This is a genomic window from Saccharothrix syringae, from assembly GCF_009498035.1.
Taxonomy (GTDB): Bacteria; Actinomycetota; Actinomycetes; order Mycobacteriales; family Pseudonocardiaceae; genus Actinosynnema; species Actinosynnema syringae.
On record NZ_CP034550.1, the window covers coordinates 1803075 to 1818534 of the forward strand.

At 73.1% G+C, this 15460-nt stretch carries 15 protein-coding genes and 1 pseudogene; 8 read left to right on the forward strand and 8 right to left on the reverse strand.

Annotation, left to right across the window (positions count from 1 at the left end; genetic code table 11):
- Positions 1–26: 26 nt before the first annotated feature.
- A complete protein-coding gene (galK, locus tag EKG83_RS08550) occupies positions 27–1187 on the reverse strand; it encodes a galactokinase (protein WP_033431369.1) in 1161 nt (386 codons plus the stop codon).
- Entirely contained in the window at positions 1184–1876 is a 693-nt protein-coding gene (locus EKG83_RS08555; RefSeq protein WP_033431368.1) for a metal-dependent transcriptional regulator, read from the reverse strand. The genes galK and EKG83_RS08555 overlap by 4 nt, the downstream gene beginning before the upstream one ends.
- Before the next feature lie 62 nt (positions 1877–1938).
- Here EKG83_RS08555 and EKG83_RS08560 point away from each other — a divergent pair, with 62 nt between their 5' ends.
- Positions 1939–2784 carry a sulfurtransferase gene (locus EKG83_RS08560; RefSeq protein WP_033431367.1) on the forward strand — a complete coding sequence of 282 codons (846 nt, stop codon included), beginning with the start codon at positions 1939–1941 and terminating at the stop codon, positions 2782–2784.
- 413 nt (positions 2785–3197) lie between these two features.
- Here EKG83_RS08560 and EKG83_RS08565 read toward each other — a convergent pair whose 3' ends face one another.
- Entirely contained in the window at positions 3198–3821 is a 624-nt protein-coding gene (locus EKG83_RS08565; RefSeq protein WP_153277947.1) for a DUF3558 domain-containing protein, read from the reverse strand.
- A 289-nt stretch (positions 3822–4110) separates the two neighbouring features.
- On the opposite strand from EKG83_RS08565, the gene EKG83_RS08570 reads away from it, so the two are divergent.
- The 5 genes from EKG83_RS08570 (at position 4111) to EKG83_RS08590 (ending at position 10273) form a co-directional block, all read left to right on the forward strand.
- Positions 4111–5286 (forward strand): acetoin utilization protein AcuC, encoded by a 1176-nt coding sequence (locus tag EKG83_RS08570; protein ID WP_033431365.1) that lies wholly within the window; start codon positions 4111–4113, stop codon positions 5284–5286.
- A gap of 6 nt (positions 5287–5292) precedes the next feature.
- Complete coding sequence (locus EKG83_RS08575) at positions 5293–7962, forward strand: bifunctional acetate--CoA ligase family protein/GNAT family N-acetyltransferase (RefSeq protein WP_033431364.1); 2670 nt, start codon at positions 5293–5295, stop codon at positions 7960–7962.
- A gap of 134 nt (positions 7963–8096) precedes the next feature.
- Positions 8097–8930, forward strand: a complete 834-nt coding sequence (locus EKG83_RS08580) for a glutamate ABC transporter substrate-binding protein (RefSeq protein ID WP_033431363.1) — start codon at positions 8097–8099, stop codon at positions 8928–8930.
- Positions 8931–9006: 76 nt separating this feature from the next.
- Positions 9007–9762: a GntR family transcriptional regulator gene (locus EKG83_RS08585; RefSeq protein WP_033431362.1), complete on the forward strand. Its 756-nt coding sequence runs from the start codon at positions 9007–9009 to the stop codon at positions 9760–9762.
- Positions 9763–9946: 184 nt separating this feature from the next.
- A complete protein-coding gene (locus EKG83_RS08590) occupies positions 9947–10273 on the forward strand; it encodes a hypothetical protein (RefSeq protein WP_033431361.1) in 327 nt (108 codons plus the stop codon).
- A gap of 143 nt (positions 10274–10416) precedes the next feature.
- Here EKG83_RS08590 and EKG83_RS08595 read toward each other — a convergent pair whose 3' ends face one another.
- From EKG83_RS08595 to EKG83_RS49530, 5 genes and pseudogenes are all read right to left on the reverse strand, one after another.
- Positions 10417–11046, reverse strand: coding sequence for a hypothetical protein (locus tag EKG83_RS08595; RefSeq protein ID WP_153277948.1), 630 nt, complete (start codon positions 11044–11046; stop codon positions 10417–10419).
- Positions 11046–11633 (reverse strand): hypothetical protein, encoded by a 588-nt coding sequence (locus EKG83_RS08600; RefSeq protein ID WP_033431360.1) that lies wholly within the window; start codon positions 11631–11633, stop codon positions 11046–11048. The genes EKG83_RS08595 and EKG83_RS08600 overlap by 1 nt, the downstream gene beginning before the upstream one ends.
- Before the next feature lie 93 nt (positions 11634–11726).
- A complete protein-coding gene (locus EKG83_RS08605; RefSeq protein WP_033431359.1) occupies positions 11727–12530 on the reverse strand; it encodes an ABC transporter permease in 804 nt (267 codons plus the stop codon).
- Complete coding sequence (locus EKG83_RS08610) at positions 12527–13495, reverse strand: daunorubicin resistance protein DrrA family ABC transporter ATP-binding protein (RefSeq protein WP_033431417.1); 969 nt, start codon at positions 13493–13495, stop codon at positions 12527–12529. Before EKG83_RS08610 ends, EKG83_RS08605 begins: the two co-directional genes overlap by 4 nt.
- A gap of 189 nt (positions 13496–13684) precedes the next feature.
- A pseudogene (locus tag EKG83_RS49530) lies at positions 13685–14260 on the reverse strand (MerR family DNA-binding protein); the annotation flags it as partial.
- Between EKG83_RS49530 and EKG83_RS08615 the strand changes: the two are divergent.
- Together EKG83_RS08615 and EKG83_RS08620 are read left to right on the forward strand one after the other, a co-directional pair.
- Positions 14259–15113, forward strand: coding sequence for a helix-turn-helix domain-containing protein (locus EKG83_RS08615; protein ID WP_033431358.1), 855 nt, complete (start codon positions 14259–14261; stop codon positions 15111–15113). The pseudogene EKG83_RS49530 and the gene EKG83_RS08615 sit on opposite strands and share 2 nt — an antisense overlap.
- On the forward strand, positions 15110–15286 hold the full coding sequence (locus tag EKG83_RS08620) for a DUF397 domain-containing protein (RefSeq protein WP_063741348.1): 177 nt from the start codon (positions 15110–15112) through the stop codon (positions 15284–15286). The genes EKG83_RS08615 and EKG83_RS08620 overlap by 4 nt, the downstream gene beginning before the upstream one ends.
- Positions 15287–15460: the final 174 nt, after the last annotated feature.

Below are 15460 nucleotides of genomic sequence, written 5' to 3' on the forward strand. Positions count from 1 at the left end.
CTGGATCCCCGCTTTCGTCGGTCGTTTCACTCGTCCCGGCCCGCGCCCGCGGAGGGCACGGCCGTGAACGTCCGCGGCGTGGTCCAGCCGCGTTCGGCGAACGCGGCGAGCACCCGCCGCACCACCCGGTCGTGCTCGGGCACCGGCACCAGCGCGATCGCCGACCCGCCGAAGCCGCCGCCGACCATCCGGGCGCCCAGCGCGCCCGCCTCGCGCGCGGCGTCCACCGCCACGTCCAGCTCCGGCGCGGACACCCGGTAGTCGTCGCGCAGCGACGCGTGCGAGGCGTCCAGCAGCGGACCCAGCTCGGCGAGCCGGTCGGCGCGCAGCAGCTCCACCGCCTCCAGCACCCGCCGGTTCTCCGTCACCACGTGCCGCACCAGCGGCCGCAGCCGCTCGGGCAGCCGGTCCAGCGCGCCGGCCAGCCCGTCGGGACCCACGTCGCGCAGCGCGGGCACGCCCAGCAGCCCCGCCGCCTCCTCGCACCCGGCCCGGCGCGTGCCGTAGCCGCCGTCGGTGTGCGAGTGGCTGGCCCGCGTGTCCACGACCAGCACCTCCAGGCCGTGCGCTGCCGCGTCGAAGGGCACCTGCTCCGACTCGAACGACCGCACGTCCAGGAACAGCACGTGCGCCTCGGTGCAGCACAGCGACGCCGTCTGGTCCAGCAGCCCCGTCGGCGCGCCCACGAAGTCGTTCTCCGCCCGCTGCACCCAGCGCGCCACGGTCGGCAGGTCGTCGACCCCGCGCTCCGCCAGGCCCAGCAGCGCCAGCGCCACCGCGCACTCCAGCGCGTGCGACGAGGACAGGCCCGCGCCCGCCGGCACGTCACCGGCGATCACCAGGTCGGCCCCGCCGGTCACGCCCTGCTCGCGCAGCACCCACGCCACGCCGGCCGGGTACGCGGCCCAGCCGTCCACCACACCGGGCGCCAGGTCGGCGACCGCCACCGGATCGGTGTGCTGCACACCACCGTCGTCACCGAGCGTGGCCACGTGCAGCACGCCGTCGTCGCGGGGGGAAGCGGCCACCGCGGTGCGGTGCGGCAGGGCGAAGGGCAGCACGAAACCGTCGTTGTAGTCCGTGTGCTCCCCGATCAGGTTCACCCGACCGGGCGCGGACCAGACGCCTCGCGGCGCGGCGCCGTGCAGCCGGGTGAACGCGGTGGCCGCGCGCCGCGCCGGCCTCACCGCGCCTGCACCAGGACGGCGTGCGCGACCGCGGGGTCCAGCTCGGCGGTGGTGCCGTTGCCGCGCACCTGCACGACCTTGGCGACCGTCATCGAGTCGACCTCCACCATGCCGCCCGGCACCACGCCGGCGGCCTTCAGCTCGGCCATCAGGTCCGGGTCGAGCTGCACGTGCTCGGCGATCCGCCGCACCTCGACGCGACCGCCGCCGCGGCGCGCGACCTCGTCCACGCGCAGCAGGTCGGCCTCGGCGGGCGGCGCGGGCTCGCCGTCGCCCAGCTTGTCCAGCCCGGGGATGGGGTTGCCGTAGGGCGAGGTGGTGGGGTTGCCCAGGAGCTTGACCAGCTTCCGCTCGACCGCCTCGCTCATCACGTGCTCCCAGCGGCATGCCTCGCTGTGCACGTGCTCCCACTCCAGGCCGATGACGTCGACCAGGAGGCGCTCGGCGAGCCGGTGCTTGCGCATGACCGCGATGGCCAGGTTGCGGCCCTGCTCGGTCAGCTCCAGGTGGCGGTCGTCGGCGACGACCACGAGGCCGTCGCGTTCCATGCGGCCGACCGTCTGGCTCACCGTCGGGCCGCTCTGGCCCAACCGCTCGGCGATTCGGGCGCGCAGAGGCACGACGCCCTCTTCTTCGAGCTCGTAAATCGTGCGGAGGTACATCTCCGTGGTGTCGATGAGGTCGTTCACACCCGCTCCCCTTACGTATGGCGTCAATGCTAGTCGGCCGGTCACGGGTGCAGGATGGTGCCGTGCATCCACTGATCAGCACCGACGCCCTGGCCTCCGCGCTGGACGGCGCGCACGCCCCGGTCGTGCTCGACGTCCGCTGGCGGTTGGGCGGACCCCCGGGACGTCAAGATTACGAGGTCGGGCACGTCCCCGGCGCCGTCTACGTCGACCTCGACACCGAACTGTCCTCCGCGCCGGGCGCCGGCGGCCGCCACCCCCTGCCCGACCCCGCCGCCCTGCAGACCGTCCTCCGCGCCGCCGGCGTCCGCGAAGGTCACCCGGTAGTGGCATACGACGCGGCCGACGGCTCCGTCGCGGCCCGCGCCTGGTGGCTCCTGCGCTGGGCGGGTCACCGGGAGGTGGCCGTGCTGGACGGCGGCTTCGCCGCCTGGACCGCCGAGGACCGCCCCGTCACCACCGAGGTGCCCACCCCGGCTCCCGGGGACATCACCGTCCGCCCCGGCTCCATGCCGACCCTGACCGCCGACGAGGCCGCCGCCTTCCCCGCCGCCGGCACCCTGCTCGACGCGCGCGCCCCCGAGCGCTACCGGGGCGAGACCGAACCGGTCGACCCGCGCGCCGGCCACATCCCGGGCGCCCTGAACGCCCCCACCGCCGGCCACACCGCCGACGGCCGCTGGCTGCCGCCCGCCGCCCTGGCCGAGCGCTTCACCGCGATCGGCGTCTCCCCGACCCGCCCGGTAGCCGCCTACTGCGGCTCCGGCGTCACCGCCAGCTCCGTGGTCCTGGCCCTGGAAGCCGCCGGCGTCACCACCCCCGACGCCCCCGCCCCCCTCTACCCGGGCTCCTGGTCGGAGTGGTCGAGCGACCCCACCCGCCCCGCCACCACCGGCCCAACCCCCTAACCCCCGCCCACTCCCGCGCGTGTCATGCGCCCAGCCCCGGCGTGTCATGCACCCAGCCCCGGCGTGTCATGCACCCAGCCCCCGCGTGTCCTCCGCTCGGACACCGCGTGTCGTGCACTCAGGCACCGCGAGTTGACCGGTCGGCACCGCGTGCCGACCGGTCAAGCCGGGGGAGTCGGACCTCGGAACCGGGGCCAGCCGAACGCTCAGACCGGGCGAGTCGAACGCTCAGACCGGGTGAGTCGAACCTTCAGACCGGGTGAGTCGAACCTTCGGGTCGGGTGAGTCGAACCTTCCGGACCCCTGAATTCGACATTCGGGCGAAATGAGCAGCCCCCGACATCAATCCAAGCACGCCTCACCGACGTTTTTCGGTGGGGCGTGTGGGCATTCCGGGCGTCACACTCCGGGTGTCACGCGTTCGGGATCTTCTCGAAACCCTTGGTGGCCAACTTCAGCGCCACCGGGCACGGGTCGATCTCGTCGATCGGCGTCACGCTGGCCATGAACGCGGGCGTGACCTCCGACGAGTCGTCGGTCAGCATGACGAGCACCGTGCAGTCGCCGCCGCTCTCCCGGATCTCGTACGCGGTGTTCCCGCCGACCTCGATGGTGCGCGGCTCGCCCTCGTACGAGAGCGGCGACAGCATGAACAACACCACCGTGTACGGCTCCTCGGTGCTCTGCACGCACCCCGGCTCGCCGCCCTTCGCCGCGCCCACGGCGGCGGTCACGTCCTCGGGCGTGAGGAGGGCGCAGTCGTCGTAGCCCTCGGTCTTCTTCTTGGTGGTGATCTTCACGTTGCCGGAGGGCTTCTTCGGGTCCGGGGCGCCCGAGTCCTCGTCCGTCGGCTCGGTGGTCTTGGGGGAGGACGTCTTCGTCGAGGACGCGGGCGGCTTGCTCGACGTCGTCTTCCCGGTCCCGCCGCCGGCGGCGGCGAGTGGCTTGCCCGTGACCGACGTGGCGCAGGCGGAGAGGCCGAACACGAGCGCCACGGCCAGCGCGGCGGTCAAGGCGGGGACTCGTCGCAGGTGCATGGCGCTTCGACCTCGTTCCGACGTGCGGGGTTCCATCTCGACACCCGCGATCCTGGCCCGCCCGGTACCGGCAGACGCGCAGACTCTAAGTCCCCCGGTCCGGCCTGGGCGCAAGTCCCCCGGTCCGGGGGTGGGCGTGAGGGCCGGGGCGGACGCGAGGCCCGCGGGTCCGGACCGGACACCGGGGGCCGCCGGCCGCAACTCCACGGGCCCGACCGCAGCTCCGCCGGCCATGCCCACCACGCCCCGCACCCCCACCAGCCCCCCGCCGGTGAGTTAGGTTGCCGACATGGGCAAGGCAGCCGCTGTCGTCTGGGACGAGTCCTTCCTCGGCTACGACCTGGGCGGGGACCACCCGCTCAACCCCGTCCGCCTGGACCTGACCATCCGCCTCGCCACCGGGCTGGGCGTGCTGGACGGCGTGGACCTCATCCGGCCCACCCCGGCCACCGAGACCGAGATCGAACGCGTCCACGAACCCTCCTACCTCAACGCCGTGCAGGCCGCGCCGATGGCGGGCTGGGACGTGGGCCACGGCCTGGGCACCCCGGACAACCCCGTCTTCACCCGCATGCACGAGGCGTCCGCGCTGGTCGTCGGCGGTTCGCTGGCCGCCGCGCGGCGGATCGCCGAGGGCACCGCCGACCGGGCGGTCAACATCGCCGGGGGCCTGCACCACGCCATGCCCGACCGCGCCGCCGGGTTCTGCGTCTACAACGACTGCGCCGTCGCCATCTCCTGGCTGCTCGACCACGGCTTCGACCGCATCGCCTACGTCGACACCGACGTCCACCACGGCGACGGCGTGCAGGTCGCCTTCTACGACGACCCGCGCGTGCTGACCGTCTCCCTCCACCAGAACCCGCTGACCCTGTGGCCCGGCACCGGCCGCCCGGCCGAGCTGGGCGGGCCCGGCGCGGAGGGCACCTCCGTCAACCTCGCCCTGCCCGCGGGCTCCAACGACCGCGCCTGGCTGCGCGCCTTCGACGCCACCGTGCCCGCCCTGCTGCGCGCCTTCCGCCCCCAGCTGCTGGTCACCCAGTGCGGCGTCGACACCCACCGCGAGGACCCGCTGGCCGACCTGGCGCTCACCGTCGACGGCCACCGCGCCATCTACCACCGCCTGCGCGAGCTGGCCGGCGAGGTCGCCGGCGGCAAGTGGCTCGCCCTCGGCGGCGGCGGGTACGAGCTGCTGCGCGTGGTGCCCCGCAGCTGGACCCACCTGCTGGCCGCGGTCCTGGACCACGACCTCGACCCCGACACCCCGCTGCCCGCCGACTGGGTCGCCCACGCCTCGGCCCTCGCACCGCACCGCCCGCTGCCGATCTCCCTGACCGACGGCGCCGACACCGGCTTCCGCCCCTGGGGCGGCGAGCTGGACACGCCCGTCGACCTGGCGATCCGCGACACCCGGCGCGCCCTGTTCCCGCTGCACGGCCTGGACCCCGACGACCCGAGGGACTGATCACCGGTGGACCCGTTCGACTACCCGCGGTCCTGGGAGGCCGACGTCGTGCTCAGCGACGGCGGCACGGTCCACCTGCGCCCGGTCACCCCCGACGACGCCGAGCGCCTGCTCGCCTTCCACGGCCGGCTCTCCGAGCGCACCCGCTACTTCCGCTACTTCGGCCCCTACCCGCGCATGCCCAAGCGCGACCTCGACCGCTTCAGCACCGTCGACCACGCCGACCGCGTCGCGCTCGCCGCGCTGCTGGGCGACGACATCGTCGCCGTCGGCCGCTACGACCGCCTCGGCCGGGGCGACTCCGCCGAGGTCGCCTTCGTCGTCGAGGACGCCCACCAGGGCCGCGGCCTCGGCTCCATCCTCCTGGAGCACCTGGCCGCCGCCGCCCGCGAGCGCGGCCTGAGCCGCTTCACCGCCGAGGTGCTGGCCGAGAACGGCCAGATGGTGCGCATCTTCCGCGACGCCGGCTACAGCGTCAGCCGCGCCTTCGACGAGGGCGTGCTGCACCTGGAGTTCGACATCGACCCCACCGACGAGTCGGTCGAGGTCGCCCGCGCCCGCGAGCAGGCCGCCGAGGCGCGCAGCGTGCACAACCTGCTGCACCCCCGCTCCGTCGCGGTCATCGGCGCCTCCACCGACCGCACCAAGATCGGCCACGCGGTGCTGACCAACCTGCTCACCGCCGACTTCGCCGGCCCCGTCTACCCGGTCAACGCCGAGCACCGCTCCGTGCGCGGCGTGCGCGCCTACCCCTCGGTCCTCGACATCCCCGACGACGTCGACCTGGCCGTGGTCGCCGTGCCCGCGCCGCGCGTGGACGAGGTCATGGACGCCTGCCTGGCCAAGGGGGTGAAAGCCCTGGTCGTCGTCACCTCCGGGTTCGGCGAGACCGGGCCCGGCGGCCGCAGCGCCGAGCGCAGGCTCGTCGCCGAGGCCCGCGCCCACGGCATGCGCGTGGTCGGCCCCAACGCCCTCGGCGTGGTCAACACCGACGCGGGCGTGCGCCTCAACGCCACCCTCGCGCCCAGCCTGCCCGCCCGCGGCCGCACCGGCTTCTTCTGCCAGTCCGGCGCCCTGGGCACCGCCATCCTCGCCGCCGCCGCCGAACGCGGCCTCGGCCTGTCCACGTTCGTCTCCGCCGGCAACCGCGCCGACGTCTCCGGCAACGACCTGCTCCAGTACTGGGAGACCGACCCCGCCACCGACGTGGTCCTGCTCTACCTGGAGTCCTTCGGCAACCCCCGCAAGTTCGCCCGGCTGGCCCGCAGGCTCGGCCGCACCAAGCCCATCGTCGCGGTCAAGTCCGGCCGCCACGCCGTCACCCCCGCCCTGGCCGCCACCTCCGTGCCGGTCGACGAGGCCAGCGTGCAGGCCCTGTTCGAGCAGGCGGGCGTCATCCGCGTCGAGTCCCTGGCCCAGCTGTTCGACACCGCCCTGCTGCTGGCCCACCAGCCCCTGCCCGCCGGGCCCCGGGTGGCCGTCGTCGGCAACTCCACCGCCATCGGGCTGCTCGCCGCCGACACCGCCCTCGCCGAGGGCCTGGAGCTGGCCGGCGACCCCGTCGACGTGGGCGCGCAGGCCGAACCCGCCGCGTTCGCCGCCGCCGTCGAACAGGCCCTGGCCAGGCCCGACACCGACGCGCTGGTGGTGGTGTTCGTGCCGCCGCTGGCCGTGCCCGGCGCCGCGTTCGCCCGCGCCCTGCGCGAGGTCGTCGAACGCGGCGGCCGCGACAAGCCCATCGCGTCCACCTTCCTCGCGGTCGAGGGCGTGCCCGACGAACTGGCCGTGCCCGGCCCCGGCGGCGCACCGGGCCGCGGCTCCGTGCCCTCCTACCCCAGCCCGGAACGCGCCGTGCTCGCCCTGGCCAGGGCCACCCGCTACGCGCGCTGGCGCTCCGCGCCCCAGGGCAACTTCACCAGGCCCGACGGCGTCGACGCCGAGGCCGCGCGGCACCTGGTCGCCTCCCTCGGGCTCGACGAGACCGGCGAGCGGCGCCTCGACGACGACACCGCCGTGCGGCTGCTGGCCTGCTACGGCGTCGAACTCGTGCCGTTCCGCGTGGTCTCCTCCGCCGACGACGCCGTGCGCGCCGCCGCCGAACTCGGCCACCCGGTGGCCCTCAAGTCCACCGACGACCGCCTCCGGCACCGCACCGACCTGGTCGGCGTGCGCCTCGACCTCACCTCCGACGAGGCCGTGCGCACCGCCTACGACATGCTCGCCGAGGTCTCCGACCGGCCCGACGTCTACGTGCAGCGCATGGCGCCCAAGGGCATCTCCTGCGTGCTGGGCCTGCAGGACGACCCGTCGTTCGGCAGCCTGGTCTCCTTCGGGCTGTCCGGCCTGGTCAGCGACCTGCTCGGCGACCGCGCCTACCGGGCCGTGCCGCTCACCGACGCCGACGCGGCCGCCCTGGTCCGCGCGCCCAAGGCCGCGCCGCTGCTGGCCGGCTACCGCGGCGACGAACCCGCCGACCTCACCGCGCTCCAGGACCTGGTGCTCCGGCTCGCCGCCCTCGCCGAGGACCTGCCCGAGGTGCGCGAGGTCGCCCTGGAACCGGTGCTGGCCAGCGCCGCCGGCGCGTACGTCAGCAGCGCCCGCGTCACCCTCGGCCCGCCGCCCTCCAAGCACGACACCGGCCCGCGCCGGCTCCGGTCGCCCGGCGCCGCGGGCTGAACCGGTCACCGCGTTGGTACACGAGCGTCACCCTTGACCGATCCGGACCGCCTAATCTTCACCGTTTCCCTGGACGGATTTCTTTCGCGCGCCTAAGTTCCGCACGTCCGGGGAACGACCCGAAGAGGGGAAGAATGGCTCTGGCAACACTGCGCGCCCTGGTGGTCGCGTGCACCGCCGCCCTCGTCCTCGCCTCGTGCTCCTCCGGCGACGAGTCGACCGTGGCGGGCAAGGCGGAGAGCACCGAGCGGCTCACCATCGCCGTCGCCTACGACCAGCCCGGCCTGGCCGTGCGCCGGCTCGACGGCACCCACAAGGGCTTCGACGTCGACGTGGCCCGCTACGTCGCCAAGGAGCTGGGCGTCCCGGAGACCGGCGTCAAGTTCGTCGAGGCGGTCCCGGCCGAGCGCGAGAACCTGCTCACCACCGGCGCCGTCGACCTCGTGGTCTCCAGCTACTCGATCACCGACAAGCGCAAGGAGGTCATCGACTTCGTCGGCCCCTACTTCGTCGCGGGCCAGGACCTCCTGGTCCGGCTGACCGACGAGCGCATCACCGGACCCGAATCGCTCAACGCGGGCAACCTCAAGCTGTGCTCGGTGACCAACACCACGTCGGCGCAGCACGTGAAGGACCGGTTCGCGCAATCCGTGCAGCTGGTGGAGTACCCCAACTTCAGTGATTGCGTCACCGCCCTGCTCGCCGAGCAGGTCGACGCGTTGACGACCGACGACGTGATCCTCGCCGGCTACGCCGCGCAGAACCCCGAGCTGCTGAGGGTGGTCGGGCAGCCCTTCAGCAAGGAGGAGTACGGCATCGGCATGCGCAAGGGCGACTCCGACAGCAAGGCGAAGATCACCGCCGCCGTCCGGAAGATGATCGACTCCGGCGAATGGCGCAAGTCCCTGGAGGCCAACGTGGGCGAATCGGGTTACGCCATCCCCGACCCGCCCCAGTTGACCTCGTGATCCGCACCCCACCCCGTTAGCGGTCCGACCGGCGGGGACGCGCCCGTAGGCTCGCTGGGTGCCCACTTCGCATTTCATGCCCCACTACCGCGCGGACGGCCCCGTCCGCGCGGGCGTCCCCGAACACGGCCGCGTGCCGCGCTACTACGCGGTCAAGACCGAACTCCTGTGGCTCATCGAAGCGCTGGGGGAGGGCACGGCGCTGCCGTCCGAGCGCGACCTGGCCGAGCGGTTCTCGGTGTCGCGGGTCACGCTGCGCCAGGCCGTCGGCGAGCTGGTCATGGAGGGCAAGCTCCAGCGGCGGCAGGGCAGCGGCACCTACGTCGCACCGCCCAAGCTGGTGCAGCCGCTGTCCCTGGTCAGCTACACCGAGGGGATGCGCCGCCAGGGCGTGACCCCCGCCCGCGGCGTGATCACCGTCGAGCACCTGCCCGCCGACGACGTGCTCGCCCGCGACCTGCGGGTGCCGCGCGGCGACGCGGTCATCCACCTGGAGCGCGTCCTGCTGGCCGACGACGAGCGGGTCGGCCTGGAGTCGACCTACCTGTCGGCGGCCCGCTTCCCGACCCTCCTCGACGTCTTCGACCCCACCACCTCGCTGTACGCGTGCCTGCGCGACCGGCTCGGGGTGGAGTTCACCGAGGCCGAGGAACGCGTGGAGACCGTGCTCGCCACCCCGCGCGAGGCGCTGCTGATCGGCACCAACCCCGCCCTGCCCATGCTCCTGCTCCACCGGGTGTCCTACGACCGCGACGGCGCGCCGGTCGAACGCGGCCGTTCGCTGTACCGGGGGGACCGGTTCAGCTTCATGGCGCGCCTCCGGTCGGAGTGACCGCTCGACCGTCCACAGTGGACGTGCCCCGACGGACGCGCCCTCTCGGGTGACGCCGGGGCGGTCGAGGCCCGGAAACGCCCATTGGCAGGAACTTCGGCGTGCCCTTGCCGGGGTACGGTTGGTGCACAGGGACGTGAGTCCTCCTCACCCGCAGTGCGGCGGGGGAAGCGGGGGTGGCGCCGTGACGTTCAAGGAAGAGTTCCTCGCGGAGCTCGAAGACTGCCTGCGCGGGTACGGCGCGGTACCGGTGCTCAACCCGAACGCGCTCGCCCGGCTCATCGACTTCGTGCGGCGGATGTCGGACGACGACCCGCGGCTGAGGTGCCTGGAGGGCGTGGACCAGGGGTCCGGGTCGTTCTGGAACAACCCGGCGGTGTGGTGGGAGCTGGTGCCCAGGTTCGGCGTGGCCTCCGGGGACTGCGCCGAGCTGCTGGACCGGATGCTGGACGAGGCGATCAGCGACGAGATCGACGTGCTGGAGATGGAGATCCGCGAGCTGCCCGGCTGACGGCCCGCCCGCCGTGCACCCGGTGAGTTCACCCGTTGTGCACCTGGGTCGCCAGATGCACAACGGGGAGCACCCTCACCTGCACTTGCACCTGCACGGTCGGACCGGACGCCGGTCACCCGGGGAACCGGTCACGCGGGACGTCACACGGACAGCAGGCGGTCGAAGAACGACCGGTAGCGCTTGAGCGCCTGGCGCAGCTCCTCGGTCTCGACCTGCTCGCCCTGCTGCCACTGGCCCTCCAGCGAGCGCTTGTGGTCGGCGAACGTGGTGGCCAGGTTCTGCATCACCTGCGCGACCAGCTCGTCGGCCCGCTGCACGGCCTGGCGCGGGTCGTCGACGAAGTCGGCCTGCAACGCGCGCCACTCGGACTGGTAGTCCGCCGCGTCCTCGGCGTTGAACAGCGAGGTGTCGCCCGCCGTCGGCGAGACCGCCGAGGGCTCGACCGGTTCGTCCCCGGCAGGGGGCCGCTCGTCGTCGGCACCGCGGTCGGCCTGCTCGTGGACCGCGTCCCGGTCGACCGGCTCCTGCTCGAAGGGTTCCTGCTCGACCGGCTCGTGCCCGACGCGCTCGTGGGCGAGCGGTTCGGCGTCGTGGTCGCGGTCGGTGTCGTAATCGGTGGGGTCGGTGTCGCGGCGGTCGTGCTCCTGGGGCACGACCACGCCCTGCTGCCCGACGGGGCCGCCCGGTTCGGCGTCGTGCGCCGGCGGCTCGTGCCCCAGCGGTCCGCGCTGCGCGGCCAGGTCCTCGGTGGTCAGTCGACGCTCGGTCATCACCGCGCCCCTTCCTGCCGCTCGTCCCGGCGCTCGTCGCGGGACCCGGCCTCGTGGCGGTCGCCCAGCAGGTCCTCGAACAGGGTCCGGTAGTGGACCATGGCGTTGCGGAGGTCTTCGGTGGACGCCTCGCCCCGCTCCTGGCGCTCGGAGATCGCGTGCGCCTCGCGGTAGTGCTCGATGGCGCGCGCGTGCTCGACGGACAGCAGCGACAGCCGCCGCTCGTACCCCTCGGTGGGGTAGCCCCGTTCCGCCATCAGGTCGGTCACCAGGCGGTCCGCCTGGCCCACCGCCGCGGCGGGCGAGTCGACGAACTGCTCCTGGACGCGGGTCCAGTTGCGCTCGTAGCTGTCGCGCGTCACCGGGGTGAGCGGGCGCAGCTCCAGCTTGGAGTGCTCGCGCGCGCGCTCGGCGAGCTCGCGCTCGGCGGCCATGCGGCTGTCGGTGCGCTGCATGACCCGGTCGTACTCGGGCCCGAACTTCTCGCGCAACCTCTTGCGCTGCACGGACTTCCGCACGAGCAGCGCCGCCGCGACCAGTACGACCAGCACGACCAGGATGATGCCGATGACGGTGCCGGTGGACATCTCTGCCTCCTCACGGCTTCGGATGCCACCGGGCTACCCGTCACGACTCGGACCCGAAACCTCCTCACAGCTTGACGCGGGCGGCCCGACCGCCTAGCGGGACACCGCCCTGCGGTACTGCCGCACCGCCAGCGGCACGAACACCACCAGGAACACCACGACCCAGATCAGCGTCATCAACACCGGGTGGCGCAACGACCACGCCTCCGCCACCGGCGCCATCGGGTTGGTGTTGCCGAACAGCTCGCGGGTCGCCGCGGTCACCGCCGACACCGGGTTCCACTCGGCGAACACCCGCAGCGGACCGGGCAGGTTGTTCTCCTGCACGAACGTGTTCGCGATGAACGTCAGCGGGAAGATCACGATGAAGGACGCGTTGTTGAACACCTCCGGGCTGCGCACCATCAGCCCGACGATCGCCATTCCCCACGACAGCGCATAGGCGAACAGCAGCAGCAGCGCGAACCCGGCCAGCGCTTCGAGGAACGAGGAGTGGACGCGCCAGCCGACCAGCAGGCCCGTCACCGACATCACCACCACGACGATCACGTTGTTGACCAGGTCGCTGGTGGTCCGCCCGATCAGCACCGCGGACCGCGCCATGGGCAGCGAGCGGAACCGGTCGACCACGCCCTTCTGGATGTCGTCGGCCAGGCCCGAGCCGGTGATCGTCGCGCCGAACACCACGGTCTGCGCGAAGATGCCCGCCATCAGGAACTCGCGGTAGTCCATGCCCGGGATCTCGATCGACCCCCCGAACACGTAGGCGAACAGCAGCACGAACATCACCGGGGCCAGCGTCGAGCCCACGATCAGGTCCGGTACCCGCTTGATCTTGATCAGGTTGCGCTTGGCGACGACCGCGCCGTCACCCAGAGCCTGCACGAACGCGGTCATGCCCCCTGCCCCTCCTGCTGCCCGTCCTCCGCCGCGTGCCCGGTCAGCGAGAGGAACACGTCGTCCAGCGTCGGCCTGCGCAGGCCGATGTCCAACACCTTGATCGCCTCCGCGTCGAGCCGCCGCACGCCGTCCACCAGCACCGCGGCCCCGCCCGACACCGGCACGGTCAGCCGGTGGCCGCGTGCGTCGGAGGTGATCTCGCCGATCGCCAGCGGCGCCAGCGCGGCCCGCGCGGTCGCGGCGTCCTGCGCGGAGGCCACGGTCAGCTCCAGCCGCTCGCCGCCGACCTGGTCCTTCAGCTCGTCGGCGGTGCCCAGCGCGATGACCCGGCCGTGGTCGATCACCGCGATCCGGTCCGCGAGCTGGTCCGCCTCCTCCAGGTACTGCGTGGTCAGCAGCAGCGTGGTGCCGCCCGCCACCAGCTCCGAGATCACGTCCCACAGCCCCAGCCGGCTGCGCGGGTCCAGCCCCGTGGTCGGCTCGTCCAGGAACAGCACCGCCGGTTCGGCCACCAGCGCGCCCGCCAGGTCGAGCCGGCGCCGCATGCCGCCCGAGTACCCCTTCACCGGCCGGTCCGCGGCGTCGGCGAGGTCGAACCGCTCCAGCAGCTCCCGCGCCCGCTCCCGGCTGCGCCGCCGGCCGAGGTGGTAGAGCCGGCCCACCATGTCCAGGTTCTCGAACCCGGTCAGGTTCTCGTCCACGGCCGCGTACTGCCCGGACAGGCCGATCCGGCCGCGCAGCTCGCGCGCGTCGGCGACGACGTCCAGCCCGGCCACCGTGGCCCGCCCCTCGTCGTGCTCCAGGAGGGTGGTGAGCACGCGCACGGTCGTCGTCTTGCCCGCGCCGTTCGGGCCCAGCAGTCCCATCACGGTGCCCTCGGGCACCACCAGGTCGAGCCCGTCGAGGGCCACCACCGACCTGTATCGCTTGACCAGGCCCTCGGCCACGATCGCATCCGCCATGTCGGCCATGATGGACCCGGGGACCGACAATTTCAGGCGATTATCCGCCAGACCGCCGCGGTGCGGTGAAAACTGACGTTGTTCGGTACGGCTTGCCGCGCAAGCGGGCCGGGTCGGTTCCGGCCACTGTGGACGGCACCGCCCGGTGGGCGGTTCGCGCACCGTCGCGGCCGGCTCGGCGCGCGGCGCGGACAGCCGGGCCGGTTCCGCGTCGAGCTCGGCGACGTGGCGGGCCGGCAGCTCCTCGGCAGGCTCGCACGGGCACGCGCCGGTGTCGCGGACGGTCGGCAGGTCGGCGATGTCGCGCAGCCGCAACCCCAGCCGCTGGCAGCCCCGGACGAAGCGGAGCCGCTCACCGGCCGCCTCGGCCACACGCATGGGGCGACGGCAAACCTTGGAGCGCGCTCCAAGGTCAAGGTGTGGGGCGGGAGACGGCTGGGAGCGGTGCCGGCCGCACGGGAGCGCACAGCCGCCCCGCCGATCGGAGAGGGCCGCGCGGGCTGTCGCACGAGGGCGTTGTCGGTGTGGCGCCGGGGAATCCGCGTGCCGTGGCGGGGACCGGTCCGGCTCCCGTTGGTGCGGGCCGGCGGGGCTGTGCGGCGTGGCATGCGTCGCGGGCGCCCACCCGCGACCGCGCAACCCCACCGGCGGGTTCATGTTATTGGGGGCTATATGCACCTCAGAAGCGATCGAACGAGTGAACTGGTCAGGAGCCGGAACGGCACTAGTGTGGTCCCAGTTCTTCCAGCGAGGAGAGATCCGCATGGCAGCCGTCCAAACCCGACGCAAGCGCAAGTTAGGCCAGTTCCTCAACGCGCTGCGCAAACGCGCGGGCAAGACCGAGGTCGACTACCACGCGCTGACGCGGAAGACGCAGTCGACCCTGTCGCGGATGGAGAACGGCTACATCAGTCCGAGTTGGACCGAACTGAGCGCGCTGCTCGGCCTGTACGGCGCCACGGAGGCCGAGCGGCGCGAGGCGGAAGCCCTGTGGGAGGACGCCAAGCAGGACGGCACCCGCCTGGTCTACGCCGCCGCCTACACGCCCGAGGCCCGCACCTACGCCCGCCAGGAGGCGGACGCCACCGAGGTGCGCACGATCGAGATGATCGTCATACCGGGCCTGCTGCAGACGCCGGCCTACGCGCAGGCGATCCGGCTCGCCGGGCAGCGGTTCATGGACTCGTCGGTGTCGGCGGAACAGGTCGCGGCGGCGCTGGCGAGCCGACAGCGCCGGCTGCCGGGGCTGCGCCTGCACGCGGTGATCGACGAGGCCGCCCTCCACCGGGTCGTGGGCGGGCAGGCGGTCATGCGCGAGCAGTTGTCGCATTTGCTCGACATGGGGAAGCAGGACAACATCACCATCCAGGTGGTCCCGTTCGGCGCGGGTGCCCACGGGACCATGTCCGGCGGCGGCGCGACCGCGCTGCGGTTCGAGGACAGTGAGCCTTCGGCCGTGTACCTGGAGTACGCGGGTGGTGGCAAGTGGGTGGACAATCGCGCCGACGTGCAAAAGTACCTTCTGCACTTCGAGGAAATGGTGAACGAGGTCGCCCTCTCGCCCAAGGAGTCGGCCGCGTTGATCAGAAAACTGGCAACGGCACTGAAGGACTCATGAACATCGACAAGACGTGGCGCAAGAGCTCCTACTCCGGCGCGGGCAACAACTGCGTCGAACTGGTCGTCGGCCGGGCCGCGACCTCGGTCCGCGACAGCAAGAAACCCGAGCTGAGACTGACCTTTGGGGACCGTCCATTCCGGGCGTTCCTCACATCCGTCCGGCATGCCTGATCCGTCCCCGACGGACCGCCGCCCGCGTCGCGCTCACCGCACCCCGCGGGCGGCGGAGAGCACACCGACGGTGGGTGCGCACCGGTTCCGCGCTGGTCCGCGCAGGTGATCACTGAGCCGGTCGGAGGAACAACCGGAACGCACCGTAGAATGGTGCGGACATAGCGTGAACGT

Coding starts and splice junctions, on each gene's coding strand:
- EKG83_RS08565 (WP_153277947.1), bottom strand. CDS start 3,821: ATGCACCTGCGACGAGTCCCCGCCTTGACCGCCGCGCTGGCCGTGGCG.
- EKG83_RS08570 (WP_033431365.1), top strand. CDS start 4,111: ATGGGCAAGGCAGCCGCTGTCGTCTGGGACGAGTCCTTCCTCGGCTAC.
- EKG83_RS08580 (WP_033431363.1), top strand. CDS start 8,097: ATGGCTCTGGCAACACTGCGCGCCCTGGTGGTCGCGTGCACCGCCGCC.
- EKG83_RS08585 (WP_033431362.1), top strand. CDS start 9,007: ATGCCCCACTACCGCGCGGACGGCCCCGTCCGCGCGGGCGTCCCCGAA.
- EKG83_RS08595 (WP_153277948.1), bottom strand. CDS start 11,046: ATGACCGAGCGTCGACTGACCACCGAGGACCTGGCCGCGCAGCGCGGA.
- EKG83_RS08600 (WP_033431360.1), bottom strand. CDS start 11,633: ATGTCCACCGGCACCGTCATCGGCATCATCCTGGTCGTGCTGGTCGTA.
- EKG83_RS08605 (WP_033431359.1), bottom strand. CDS start 12,530: ATGACCGCGTTCGTGCAGGCTCTGGGTGACGGCGCGGTCGTCGCCAAG.
- EKG83_RS08610 (WP_033431417.1), bottom strand. CDS start 13,495: ATGGCGGATGCGATCGTGGCCGAGGGCCTGGTCAAGCGATACAGGTCG.
- EKG83_RS08615 (WP_033431358.1), top strand. CDS start 14,259: ATGGCAGCCGTCCAAACCCGACGCAAGCGCAAGTTAGGCCAGTTCCTC.
- EKG83_RS08620 (WP_063741348.1), top strand. CDS start 15,110: ATGAACATCGACAAGACGTGGCGCAAGAGCTCCTACTCCGGCGCGGGC.